This window comes from Microbacterium petrolearium (assembly GCF_054782875.1).
Genome location: NZ_BAAGRQ010000004.1, coordinates 197,315 through 208,356 on the forward strand (window position 1 = coordinate 197,315; position 11,042 = coordinate 208,356).

General features: G+C 71.1%; 11 protein-coding genes, 2 tRNA genes and 1 pseudogene. 10 read left to right on the forward strand and 4 right to left on the reverse strand.

The annotated features are described in order from the left end of the window. Nucleotides 1-60 precede the first annotated feature (60 nt). From ACYVJ0_RS05325 to ACYVJ0_RS05345, 5 genes are all read left to right on the forward strand, one after another. The gene (locus ACYVJ0_RS05325) at nt 61-1,218 is read left to right on the forward strand and encodes a DNA polymerase III subunit delta' (RefSeq protein WP_460816468.1); all 1,158 of its coding nucleotides are present in this window, start codon (nt 61-63) and stop codon (nt 1,216-1,218) included. Continuing rightward, nucleotides 1,215-2,753, forward strand: coding sequence for an alpha/beta hydrolase (locus tag ACYVJ0_RS05330; protein WP_460816469.1), 1,539 nt, complete (start codon nt 1,215-1,217; stop codon nt 2,751-2,753). Before ACYVJ0_RS05325 ends, ACYVJ0_RS05330 begins: the two co-directional genes overlap by 4 nt. A gap of 102 nt (nt 2,754-2,855) precedes the next feature. Next, nucleotides 2,856-2,928, forward strand: a tRNA-Thr gene (locus ACYVJ0_RS05335). Nucleotides 2,929-3,085: 157 nt separating this feature from the next. Next, on the forward strand, nt 3,086-4,210 hold the full coding sequence (locus ACYVJ0_RS05340) for a fatty acid desaturase family protein (protein ID WP_449854625.1): 1,125 nt from the start codon (nt 3,086-3,088) through the stop codon (nt 4,208-4,210). A 94-nt stretch (nt 4,211-4,304) separates the two neighbouring features. Next, nucleotides 4,305-4,949, forward strand: a complete 645-nt coding sequence (locus ACYVJ0_RS05345; protein ID WP_460816471.1) for an NAD(P)H-binding protein — start codon at nt 4,305-4,307, stop codon at nt 4,947-4,949. A 23-nt stretch (nt 4,950-4,972) separates the two neighbouring features. Here the strand turns inward: ACYVJ0_RS05345 and ACYVJ0_RS05350 are convergent, their stop codons facing one another. Together ACYVJ0_RS05350 and ACYVJ0_RS05355 are read right to left on the reverse strand one after the other, a co-directional pair. After that, the gene (locus ACYVJ0_RS05350) at nt 4,973-5,461 is read right to left on the reverse strand and encodes an FBP domain-containing protein (protein WP_460816472.1); all 489 of its coding nucleotides are present in this window, start codon (nt 5,459-5,461) and stop codon (nt 4,973-4,975) included. Between the two features lie 271 nt (nt 5,462-5,732). Beyond that, on the reverse strand, nt 5,733-6,587 hold the full coding sequence (locus ACYVJ0_RS05355; protein ID WP_460816473.1) for an EamA family transporter: 855 nt from the start codon (nt 6,585-6,587) through the stop codon (nt 5,733-5,735). 80 nt (nt 6,588-6,667) lie between these two features. Between ACYVJ0_RS05355 and ACYVJ0_RS05360 the strand changes: the two genes are divergently transcribed. The 5 genes and pseudogenes from ACYVJ0_RS05360 (at nt 6,668) to ACYVJ0_RS05380 (ending at nt 9,397) form a co-directional block, all read left to right on the forward strand. After that, a complete protein-coding gene (locus ACYVJ0_RS05360) occupies nt 6,668-7,246 on the forward strand; it encodes an isochorismatase family protein (RefSeq protein WP_460816475.1) in 579 nt (192 codons plus the stop codon). 61 nt (nt 7,247-7,307) lie between these two features. Continuing rightward, nucleotides 7,308-7,380 (forward strand) — tRNA-Lys (locus ACYVJ0_RS05365). A gap of 238 nt (nt 7,381-7,618) precedes the next feature. After that, nucleotides 7,619-7,753: a hypothetical protein gene (locus tag ACYVJ0_RS05370; RefSeq protein ID WP_460816477.1), complete on the forward strand. Its 135-nt coding sequence runs from the start codon at nt 7,619-7,621 to the stop codon at nt 7,751-7,753. 108 nt (nt 7,754-7,861) lie between these two features. Next, nucleotides 7,862-7,990, forward strand: a complete 129-nt coding sequence (locus ACYVJ0_RS05375; protein WP_460816479.1) for a hypothetical protein — start codon at nt 7,862-7,864, stop codon at nt 7,988-7,990. Nucleotides 7,991-8,086: 96 nt separating this feature from the next. Further along, nucleotides 8,087-9,397, forward strand: a pseudogene (locus ACYVJ0_RS05380) (ISL3 family transposase). Here the strand turns inward: ACYVJ0_RS05380 and ACYVJ0_RS05385 are convergent. Together ACYVJ0_RS05385 and ACYVJ0_RS05390 are read right to left on the reverse strand one after the other, a co-directional pair. Next, nucleotides 9,331-9,762 carry a recombinase family protein gene (locus ACYVJ0_RS05385; RefSeq protein ID WP_460816481.1) on the reverse strand — a complete coding sequence of 144 codons (432 nt, stop codon included), beginning with the start codon at nt 9,760-9,762 and terminating at the stop codon, nt 9,331-9,333. The pseudogene ACYVJ0_RS05380 and the gene ACYVJ0_RS05385 overlap by 67 nt on opposite strands. 352 nt (nt 9,763-10,114) lie before the next feature. Beyond that, nucleotides 10,115-10,657: a hypothetical protein gene (locus tag ACYVJ0_RS05390; protein WP_460816483.1), complete on the reverse strand. Its 543-nt coding sequence runs from the start codon at nt 10,655-10,657 to the stop codon at nt 10,115-10,117. Nucleotides 10,658-11,042 lie beyond the last annotated feature (385 nt).

Sequence of the window (11,042 nt, forward strand, 5' to 3'; positions counted from 1 at the left end):
CCGATCCGCACGGCACCCCATCCGTCCGGCACCGTCGCACCCCGCCGTTAGGCTGAGAGCATGACCGCCGTCGCCGCCCCCGCGCTGCCCTGGGGGGATGTGTGGGGCCAGGACGACGCGGTCGCGACCCTCTCCGCCGCGGCGCACGATCCGTCGAGCCTCGCCCATGCGTGGCTGCTCACCGGCCCGCCCGGATCCGGCCGCTCCACGCTCGCGCACGCGTTCGCGGCCGCGCTCATCGCCGAGGGGCCCGACGACACGGCGACCATGCGGCAGGTGATCGCGGGCACGCACCCCGACCTCCTCGCGCTGCGCACCGAGGGCGTCATCATCACGATCGCGCAGGCGCGCGCACTCGTGGAGCGCTCCTACTTCGCGCCCTCGCTCGGGCGCTACCGCGTCATCGTCATGGAGGACGCGGACCGCATGACGGAGCGCACCTCGAACGTGCTGCTGAAGGCGCTCGAGGAACCGCCCGAGCGCACCATCTGGATCCTGTGCGCCCCGAGCGACGCCGACCTGGTGCCCACGATCCGCTCGCGCGTGCGCACGCTGCGGCTGCGCGAGCCCGATGTCGACGACGTCGCCCGGCTGCTCGTCGCGCGCACGGGCGTGGACGAGGCGGCCGCCGAGCAGGCGGCGCGGCACGCGCAGCGGCACATCGGCATGGCGCAGCGACTGGCCACCGACGAGGCCTCCCGCCGTCGCCGCGAGGAGACGCTGCGCGCGGTGCTGCGGGTGCGCAGCATCGGCGACGTCGTCGAGGTCGCCGGCGAGATCGTGCAGGCGGCGACCGACGACGCCAAGGCGCTGACGGCCGAGCGCGACGAGGCCGAGCGGGCCTCGCTGCTGCGCACGGTGGGCGTGCCGGAGGGATCGCGCGTGCCGCCGGCCGTGCGGTCGCAGCTGTCCGCGCTCGAGGACGAGCAGAAGCGGCGCGCCACGCGCAGCCTGCGCGACGGGCTCGACCGCGTGCTCACCGACCTGCAATCCCTCTTCCGCGACGTGATCATGCTGCAGTTCGGTCGCCACGACGGGATCATCAACGTCGAGCTGCTCGACGAGCTCCGCGCGCTCGCCGAGGCGTGGCAGCCCGAGCGCACCCTTCTCGTGCTCGACCACCTGGCCGAGACGCGCGCGGCGATCGAGCAGAACGCGCAGCCGGCCCTCGCCCTCGAGAGCCTGCTCGTCACCGTCGTGAGCGGGGCGCGGGCATGACCCGTCGGCACCGCGGCACGGGTCGCGCGCGGGCCGCCCTCGCCGGCCTCGCCCTCGCCGCCCTCGCGCTCGCGGGGTGCACGGCGCTCGAGCCGCGCCCGGAGGATCCCGCGCCGGTGACGGACGGCGTGCCCGACGAGCTGCTGCCGTTCTACGACCAGCCCCCGCAGTGGGAGTCGTGCGGCGAGCGCCTCGAGTGCGCCACGGTGAGCGCGCCGCTGGACTGGCACGATCCGGATCGCGGAGAGATCGAGCTCGCGCTCGTCCGCCACCTCGCCACCCAGGGCGGCGCGCCGGAGGGGGCGCTGCTGGCGAACCCGGGCGGACCGGGCGCGAGCGGCGTCGACCTCGTGCGCACCGGCCTCGAGTCGTCCTTCGGCGAGGCGCTCGTGGAGGCCTACGACATCGTCGGCTTCGACCCGCGCGGCGTGGGCGAGTCGACCGCCGTGCGCTGCTACGACGACGCGCAGATGGACGAGTTCCTCTACGGCATCCCCGAGGCGCCCCGCGGCACGGCGGAGTGGGAGGCCGAGCTGACGGTGCGCTCGGCGGACTACGCCGAGGCCTGCGCGGCGAACTCGGGCGAGCTGCTGCCGTTCGTGACGACGGAGCAGGCGGCGCGCGATCTCGACCTGCTGCGGGCGGTGCTGGGGCAGGAGCAGCTGACGTACCTCGGATTCTCGTACGGCACCTTCCTGGGCGCCACGTACGCCGAGCTGTTCCCCGAGCGCGCCGGGCGCCTCGTGCTCGACGGCGCCATCGATCCGTCGGTCTCGGGCGATGAGGTCGGCACGGTGCAGGCGGTCGGCTTCGAGGCCGCGCTGCGCACCTACCTGGAGTGGTGCCTCGACAGTAGGCAGTGCCCGTTCGCGGGCTCGGTCGACAACGCCCTCGCCGATCTGGCGGCGCTGCTCGCCGAGGTCGACGCGCGCCCCCTGCCTGCGCAGGACGGGCGCCTGCTCGGCGCCGACACCCTCGTGACGGCGATCGTGGCGGCGCTGTACGCCGAGGCGAACTGGCCGTACCTGGACGACGCCCTCGTCGGCGTGCTCGAGGGCGACCCGACCGACGCGTTCTTCCTCGCCGACTTCTACAACGGACGCGGCGAGGACGGGCGGTACCTCGACAACAGCACCGACGCCTTCAACGCCTACAACTGCATGGACTACCCCGCCACGACGCCCGAGCAGCAGGAGGCGGGGCAGGCGCGTCTGGAGGAGCTGGCGCCCACGATCGCCCCGTACTGGACGGGCCCCGACCTGTGCGCGCAGTGGCCGTACCCGCCCACCGGCACCCGGACCGCGCTGACGGCGGAGGGCGCCGATCCGATCCTCGTCGTCGGCACGACGGGCGACCCCGCCACGCCGTACGAGTGGGCGCAGTCGCTGGCGGATCAGCTCTCCAGCGGCGTGCTCGTCACGTACGAGGGGGAGGGGCACACGGCCTACAACGGCACGAGCGCGTGCGTCAACGACGCCGTGGAGGAGTTCCTGCTCGAGGGCGCGGTGCCCGAGGACGGGCTCACCTGCGAGTGAGTTCCGCGCGCGGCCGGGCCGGCGACTCGTGACGGCGGGGCCGATTCGTCGCCGCGTCGCCGATCCGGTATGCTTGTTCCTCGTGCCGCGCAGCGCGCACACGCCGCCTTAGCTCAGTCGGCAGAGCGATTCACTCGTAATGAATAGGTCGTCGGTTCGATTCCGACAGGCGGCTCGGCAGGACCCCCGGACTCCACTCCGGGGGTCTTTCCATTTGCCGTGAGTATGCCCCGCCCCGTATGCCTCGTCGCGTAGCGTGGCACGCAGCGATCGGCGACCGCCTTTGGCTCAACAGGTCGCCGTGCGGCCGCCCGAACGATGGGAAGCCGATCATGGCCACCACCGCTCCGTTCATCTCGACCTCCTCGCAGGCCCGGCTCGGCCCCGTCCGCCAGACCTATGCCGGGCCCGAGAGCTTCCCGCCGATCACGCACTCCTATTCCAAGGTGTCGCAGGTCGTGCGCGAGACCGGCCTGCTGCGCCGCGCGCGCTGGTTCTACGCGCTCGTCGGCTCCGCCCTCGCCGTCGGCTTCGGCGGCGCCATCACCGGATTCGTGCTGCTGGGCGACAGCTGGTTCCAGCTGCTCATCGCCGCCGCGCTCGGCATCCTCTTCACCCAGGTCGCGTTCATCGCGCACGAGGCTGCGCACCGGCAGGTGTTCACGAGCGGCAAGGCGAACGACCGGCTCGCCCGCGTGCTCGCCGCCGGCGTCGTCGGCATCAGCCTCTCGTGGTGGGACAACAAGCACTCCCGCCACCACGCCAACCCGAACCGCGTCGGCAAGGACCCCGACATCGACGTCGACACCGTGTCGTTCCTCGACGAGGACGCCGCGCAGGCGCGCGGCCTGCGCCGCGCGATCACCCGCCGTCAGGGCTGGCTCTTCTTCCCCCTGCTCACGCTCGAGGGGCTCAACCTGCACTGGCTCGGCCTGCGGCACCTGCTCTCGCGCGGCCCCGTCAAGGGCCGCTGGATCGAGCTCGGCCTGATCACGCTGCGCTTCGCCGTCGTGCTCGTGCCGCTGTTCCTCATGCTGCCGCTGGGCATGGCATTCGCCTTCCTCGGCGTGCAGCTGGCCGTGTTCGGCGTCTACATGGGCGCCTCGTTCGCGCCCAACCACAAGGGCATGCCGGTGATCGCGCCCGACGCGAAGCTCGACTTCCTCTCCAAGCAGGTGCGCACCTCGCGGAACATCCGCGGCGGCTGGTGGGCCACGGCGCTCATGGGCGGCCTGAACTACCAGGTGGAGCATCACCTGTTCCCCAACATGGCGCGCCCGTACCTGGCCCGGGCCAGCGAGATCGTGCGCGACTACTGCGCCACGCACGGCGTGCCCTACACCGAGACGAGCCTGCTGCGCTCGTACGCGATCGTCGTGGAGTACCTCAACCGCGTGGGTCTCGCGGCGCGCGATCCCTTCGACTGCCCCGCCGCCGCCCAGCTGCGCCGCGCCTGACCCGCCCGGCGGCGCCCCGGCGAGCCGCTCCGGCGCCGGGGGCGCGGATCCGACGTAGCGTGGAGGGACGGATCCCGTCGAGCAGGAGGCACACATGGCACGCATCGTCGTCATCGGAGGGCACGGGAAGGTCGCGCTGCGCCTGGCCCCGCTGCTGAGCGCGCGCGGGGACGCGGTGACGGGCGTCATCCGCAATCCCGATCACGCCGCCGAGGTCGCCGCCGCCGGCGCCGCGCCGCTCGTCGCCGACATCGAGACCATGGACGTCGACGCCATCGCCGAGGTGCTCACCGGGCACGACGCCGTCGTGTGGTCGGCCGGAGCCGGCGGGGGAGACCCCGAGCGCACCTACGCGGTCGACCGCGACGCCGCGATCCGCTCGATGGAGGCGGCGGCGCAGGCGGGCGTGCGTCGCTACGTGATGGTGTCGTACCTGGGCGCGGGGCCCGATCACGGCACCCCGCCCGACAGCTCGTTCTTCGCCTACGCCGAGGCGAAGGCCGCCGCCGACGAGCACCTGCGCGGCACCGACCTGGACTGGACGATCCTCGGCCCCGGGCCGCTCACGCTCGACGAGCCCACCGGGCGCATCGAGGTGCGCGAGCCCGGCAGCGGCAGGGTCAGCCGCGCCGATGTGGCGGCGGTGATCGCCGCGGCGCTCGCCGAGCCCGCGACGATCCGCCGCACCATCGGGTTCGGGAACGGCGACGTGCCGATCGCCGAGGCGCTCCGGGCCTGAGCCGCGGAGCGCCCCGGCGCCGGTCACGCGCCCGCGGCGGCCTCGCGCACGAAGCGCGCGACGTTGGCGCGCAGCGCCTCCATCCTCGCCTGCCGTGCGGCCTCGACGTCGAAGTCGACGTAGGCCAGGGGCGGGCGCTTGCGCGCGTTCGCGTTGCACTCGAACGCGGCGCACACGAGGGTGCCGATCGCGTCGCCGCGGCGGCCGGCGGCACCGGCGCGGCGCGTGCTGAAGAGCACGACGTCGTTGGGCAGGTGCACGTCGGCGCACCACGAGCACTGGGTGCGCTGGCGCGGCGTGGCCTCGGCCTGCTTCAGCAGCAGGCCGACCGGCTCGTCGTCGACGATCGCGACGACGTAGCCGACGAGGGGCAGCTTGGGGTCGCGCCAGCCGAGGAAGTCGATCCGGTCCCAGTCGGTGCGGTCGAGGTCGGGCAGGGTGATGCTCTTGCGCTCGCGGACGGTGACGTTCGCGAACGACGCCCGGATGCGGGCGGCGTCGAGGGGAAGCATGAGACAGCTCTCTTCGTGTGTGAGAAGGATGAGGACGCGCGGAACCCGAGGGATCGCGCGGATGAGGCGGGCGGGCACGGCAGGCGCCGGCGCCGCACCGTGAAGGAACGGGCCGTCAGGCTCTCGCGGTCGCCGACGCAGAGCGCGTCGACGGCCTCCTCACTCCCCGGGGGGATCCTGTCTCGAACACGCGTCCATCCTACGCCGACCCGTCGTGGGCGCCGGTGGGGGGACGATCAGCCGCGGCGGCCGGTCAGGGAGCGGCGGCCCGTCAGGCGAGTGCGAAGAGGGCCGCCGCGCCGAGCGCGAGCGCGAGGCCGACGCCCTGCGCGGGCGAGAGGCGCTCGCGCAGCACGAGGGCGGCCAGCAGCACCGTGCCGGCGGGGTAGAGGGCCTGCAGCACCCCGACGACGGCGAGGTCGCCCGTGCGCAGCGCGACGAGGATGAGCACGTTCGCCGCCGCGTCGCACACGCCGGCCGCCAGCGCGATCCTGACCCCGCTGCCACCGGGCGCGGCCCCGCCGCCGCGGCGGCGCAGCGCGAGCACGCCGATCCCCGCGGCGCACAGCGCGGCCAGCACGACGCGGCTGGCGACGAGTGGCGTGAGCCCCGAGGCGGCGGAGGTCTGGTCGAGCGCGATGACGAAGGCGCCGAACGCGACGCCGGCGACGATCGTGAGCGCGAGCGGCACCGGCCGGGGACGCGCGGCGTGCTCCCCGCGGGCGCGCGCGATGAGCACGACGGCCGCCAGGGCGCACGCGGCGCCGACCCAGGCGAGCGGCCCGGGCGACTCGCCCTCCACGAGCACCGCCCACGCCGACGGCACGACGGCCGAGAGCACGGCCGCCAGGGGCGAGAGGATGATCATGGGCCCCGCGGCGAACGCGGCGTACAGGCACACGAGGCCGACGGCGTAGAGCGCCCCGACGGCCGCACCGAGGGCGGTGTCGCGTGCCGACCACGCGCCGCCGATGAGCAGCTGCGTGGGCAGCAGCACGACGAGCGCCGCGACGCCCGTGAGGAACGTCACGCGCACGGCGGCCGTGCGCTTGGCCGCGAGGCCGCCGAGGAAGTCCGCGCCGCCCCAGATCATGGCCCCGACGAGGGCGAGGGCGGCGGCGATCACGACGCTCAGTCTCCCATGCGGTGCGGGCGCCGCCGCCCCGGCGTACGCTGGCGGGAAGCGGATCGAGGAGGCGGATCGGGATGAGCAGGGCGCTGCTGGTCGTGGACGTGCAGAACGACTTCACCGAGGGCGGTGCGCTCGGCGTGGACGGCGGCGACGCCGTGGCCGAGGGCATCACGCGGCTGCTCGCCGAGCGGGCGGGGGAGTACGCGCTGATCATCGCCTCGCGCGACTGGCACGACGCCGACAGCGACAACGGCGGGCACATCGCCGAGCAGCCCGACTTCGTCGACACGTGGCCCGTGCACTGCGTCGCCGGCACGCCCGGCGCGGAGTACGACCCGCTGCTCGAGACGGCGGCCGTCACTCACCACGTCAAGAAGGGCCAGGGCAAGCCCGCGTACTCGATGTTCGAGGGGGTCACCGACGAGGGCGCCACGGTCGGCGATCTGCTCACGGAGCACGGCATCGTCGAGGTCGACGTCGTCGGTATCGCCACCGACCACTGTGTGCGCGCCTCGGCCCTCGACGCGATCTCGCACGGCCAGCGCGTGCGCATCCTCACCGACCTCGTCGCGGGCGTCGCGCCCGAGCCGAGCGAGGCGGCGCTCGCCGAGATCGTGCACGCCGGCGGCGAGCTCGCCGCCGCGCGCGGCTGACGACGGGCCCCGTCCCGCCCGACCCCGCGGAGGGCCGCCGGCCACCGCGTAGAGTTGAGGCGGGCCTATAGCTCAGTCGGTAGAGCAGCGGACTTTTAATCCGTAGGTCGAGGGTTCGAGCCCCTCTGGGCCCACCCAATATTGGATGTTCAAACTTGCGACGTCCGCAGGTTTGATATCTTCTCCCGCACGCAGCCTGGCCTCGTAGGTCAGCGCTGCGGCGTGGAGGTTCGGATCGAGAAGCGAATCGAACGGCTCACCGGGTTCGCCTTTCACAGTGTCGACGTTCTCGACTTCGTAGACTTGGATGCGTTCGAAGAACGCCTGGTTGCAGATGCGTCGTAGCGAGTCGTCAATGCTCATGTAGATCGCATGCATGTCACCAGCCAACGTAAGGCAGTCTTCCAAGTGCGCTTTGGCTTGGTCATACTCGATCTGTCCGGCGTCGATCTGCGCGTCGAGGAAGGTCAGCCGCCTGGCGATGCGGTCCTGTTCTTCTTTGAGTAGATCAAGCGGGACTGCCCCCGCATGGTGCGCGTGCAGTAGGCTCCGGCGTTCGTCACGAAGCTTGTCGCGCTCAGCCGCGAGCGTGTGACTTTCTGCTTTGTTCGCGGCATGGAGGTCATCGAACTGGCGGACGAGCATGTGGCGCAGTGCGGTGACGATGTGCTCGGGTATCTGCACGCGCCGGTAGTAGTCTTCTACTTGCCGTTCGATGCCCTCAATGGGGCTCTTCGCAGTTGAGGGTGTAGCCCGGGACCGCCGGCTGGTTCGCGGATAGACGTCGAGGTCTTCCAGGATGGAAGTTCTCACACTCACCGACCGCCGGAAGACCTCGACTTGCACCACCCTACGTTCGCGACCCCTGACCTCACCACGTTCTGCCGCCTCGACGAGCTCGGCCTTCAAGCCGTCGGGCAGCTGCTCGAGCCCGACCGGGCAGTACTTGAGTGCCGCGTCGTCGACGACGATCCGTGGTGTCGGAAGTGCGGCGCGGAGGGCGTGCCGCGTGACACGGTGACCCGGCCGCTCGCGCACGAGCCGTTCGGGCATCGGCCGACGACGCTGCTGGTCCGCGTGCGCCGCTACCGGTGCACGCACTGCCGCCGGACCTGGCGGCAGGACACGTCGAAGGCGGCGGCGCCGAGGGCGAAGATCTCCCGCGGCGGGATCGCGTGGGCACTCACCGCGATCGTGGTCGACCACCTCACCGTCACCCGAGCCGCAGCAGGCCTCGGGGTGTCCTGGCACACCGCGAACACCGCGATCCTCGCCGAGGGCAAGCGGCGGCTCATCGACGATCCCACGAGGTTCGACGGGGTGACCACGATCGGCGTCGACGAGCACGTCTGGCGACACACCCGCCTCGGCGACAAGTACGTGACGGTGATCATCGACCTCACCCCCGCGAGGAACAAGACGGGCCCGGCACGGCTGCTGGACATGGTCGAGGGCCGCTCGAAGCAGGTGTTCAAGCAGTGGCTCGCCGCCCGACCCAAGGACTAGTCGAAGGCGATCGAGGTGATCGCGATGGACGGGTTCTCCGGGTTCAAGACCGCCGCGGCCGAAGAGCTCCCCGACGCGGTCCCGGTGATGGACCCGTTCCACGTCGTCCGCCTCGCCGGCGACGCCCTGGACCGGACCCGGCAGCGCGTCCAGCAGGACACCCTCGGGCACCGCGGTCACGCCGGCGACCCGCTCTACGGTGTCCGCCGCATCCTTCACACCGGCGCGAGCTTCCTCACCGAGAAGCAGACCGCGCGGCTCGACGCGGTATTCGCCGTCGAGGAGCACATCGAGGTCGAAGCGACCTGGGGCATCTACCAGCGCATCGTCGCGGCCTACCGCGAACCCGACAAGAACAAGGCCAAGGAGATGATGCGCGCAGTGATCGACGCCGTCAGCAGCGGCGTCCCCGCCGCTCTCACCGAGATCCGCCGACTCGGGCGGACGTTGAAGCAGCGCGCCGCCGACGTGCTCGCGTTCTTCGAACGCCCCGGCACCTCGAACGGACCCACCGAAGCGATCAACGGGCGCCTCGAACACCTCCGCGGCTCGGCCCTGGGCTTCCGCAACCTGGCTCACTACATCACACGGTCACTGCTCGAAGCCGGCGGCTTCAGACCACTCCTACACCCTCGATTGCGATGAGCCTCTTTGAGGGCGAGGTGGATTGCTACATCGTCCGCGCGGTTGCGGGCGAGCCGGTCGACTTTGTGGACGATGCAGTACGCGACCTGGCGCGTTTTGACGTACTCGATCATCCGCATCAGCTCTGGACGGTCAGCCTTGCGGGCGGATTCGCCCGCGTCGATGAACTCCTCCACGACGATCGCGTTCAGGTCGCTGGCTTTGCGGAGGTTCGCCTCCCGCTGGGCGGGGATCGAGAATCCTTCGTCGCGGCCTCCGCGCTCGGCTTGTTCCTTTGTAGAGACGCGCAGGTAGGAGACGGCAAGGGTCGCCGTCTCGCCGAGGCGGTCGAGGCCGGTGGGTGGTGCTGGGGGCGCCAGTGTCATGAGTCGTGTTTCCTCTCACCAATGGGTGGGAGCCAACGCGACGAAGGAGCGTCACGTGGTGCGACTCGTAAATGGGAAACACGACCTCCGGCACAAGCCGGGGGTAAGCCACGAGGGCAAAAGGACTGCGCACCCGACCTGGGAGGCCGTGGCGTCGAGTTCTATTCTACGTTGTCGGGTTCAGAATGCCCAGGATCGCCAGTATCGGGCACGGGGGCGTCGGAGCGCTTCGCTCTGGCGATCGCCATGCCGAGAAAGACTTGCGCGAGTTTGTGCAAATCGGGCTGACTGCGCGGATCTGCCTCAACACGGAAGTGGCGGTCCTTACGTCGGCTACGCCTCTCCTGCCGGTTCATGTCACTTTTCCAGTTTCCAGGTTGACGTCAGAAATGATGAACTCGTCCTCGATGCGGAGTCGGGCTTGTACGTCGGCGTGCATGTACTCCACGAAGTCTTCTTCACGGTTGGTGATGGCGATGTCTTCTACTGGATCGGTCGGTGCTTCACCGGGCCATGCGGTTTGACGTGTCGGCCGGTCACGGTCCAGTCTCGTGCCGGATGCTGCGACCCAGTCGCGGAGGCGTTGGCGGGCTTCGGCGAAGTCGCGGTGCCAGACGAGCGGCGCGCTGCCTTTTGCGTCCGGGTCGTAGGCGCACAGCCAGTGCAGGTGCAGTGCGGACAGCTCCCAGACGAGTTCAGGGTGCCGGTGCCAGAACGGTGGGACTACGGCGGCGGGGATCCCGTAGGTGTGGCGCAGCCAGTGCACCCATTTGTTCAGCGCGAGCCATTCCTCCTCGGCGGCTTCTCCGGTCAGGAGGTTCCAGTTGATCGGGTTGGGTGGGTAAGCGATCCTGACACGACGTGCCTCCTGACTTGCAGATCGGACAGCGACCAACCGGCCGCCTTCACAGCAGGTGCACCACTACCGCCCAGGCGATCACCGCCTGTCAGAGGCTCCGCCCGCGTCCCGAGGACGGAGCCGACGATCGTGAAGCAGCGGATGGGTCCAGCGGGTCGTTCTCGAGTCCCACCGTGCGCCGCACCGCCCGTTGTGCCCCCTCGCGCACCCCGTCAAGCAGGGCGCGAATGTCGTCGTATCCCGTGATCACGGACGCGAGCCCGTCCTGCAACAACCGGTGGCACCCCGCCGACGCGGCGCTCGTTATCTGTAGTCATGTGTGGTTGTAAGTGGTTGTCAGCGTCGGATGCAGATCGTCCTTGGATGGACACTCCCGCAGCAGTGTCAGTGACGGCAGCTACGGTGCGATCATGAGTGACCT

Excerpts from the sequence above, each read along its gene's own strand:
- ACYVJ0_RS05360 (WP_460816475.1), top strand. The coding sequence starts at position 6,668 with ATGAGCAGGGCGCTGCTGGTCGTGGACGTGCAGAACGACTTCACCGAG.
- ACYVJ0_RS05385 (WP_460816481.1), bottom strand. The coding sequence starts at position 9,762 with ATGACACTGGCGCCCCCAGCACCACCCACCGGCCTCGACCGCCTCGGC.
- ACYVJ0_RS05350 (WP_460816472.1), bottom strand. The coding sequence starts at position 5,461 with ATGCTTCCCCTCGACGCCGCCCGCATCCGGGCGTCGTTCGCGAACGTC.
- ACYVJ0_RS05330 (WP_460816469.1), top strand. The coding sequence starts at position 1,215 with ATGACCCGTCGGCACCGCGGCACGGGTCGCGCGCGGGCCGCCCTCGCC.
- ACYVJ0_RS05345 (WP_460816471.1), top strand. The coding sequence starts at position 4,305 with ATGGCACGCATCGTCGTCATCGGAGGGCACGGGAAGGTCGCGCTGCGC.
- ACYVJ0_RS05325 (WP_460816468.1), top strand. The coding sequence starts at position 61 with ATGACCGCCGTCGCCGCCCCCGCGCTGCCCTGGGGGGATGTGTGGGGC.
- ACYVJ0_RS05375 (WP_460816479.1), top strand. The coding sequence starts at position 7,862 with ATGGAGGTCATCGAACTGGCGGACGAGCATGTGGCGCAGTGCGGTGAC.
- ACYVJ0_RS05340 (WP_449854625.1), top strand. The coding sequence starts at position 3,086 with ATGGCCACCACCGCTCCGTTCATCTCGACCTCCTCGCAGGCCCGGCTC.
- ACYVJ0_RS05370 (WP_460816477.1), top strand. The coding sequence starts at position 7,619 with ATGCATGTCACCAGCCAACGTAAGGCAGTCTTCCAAGTGCGCTTTGGC.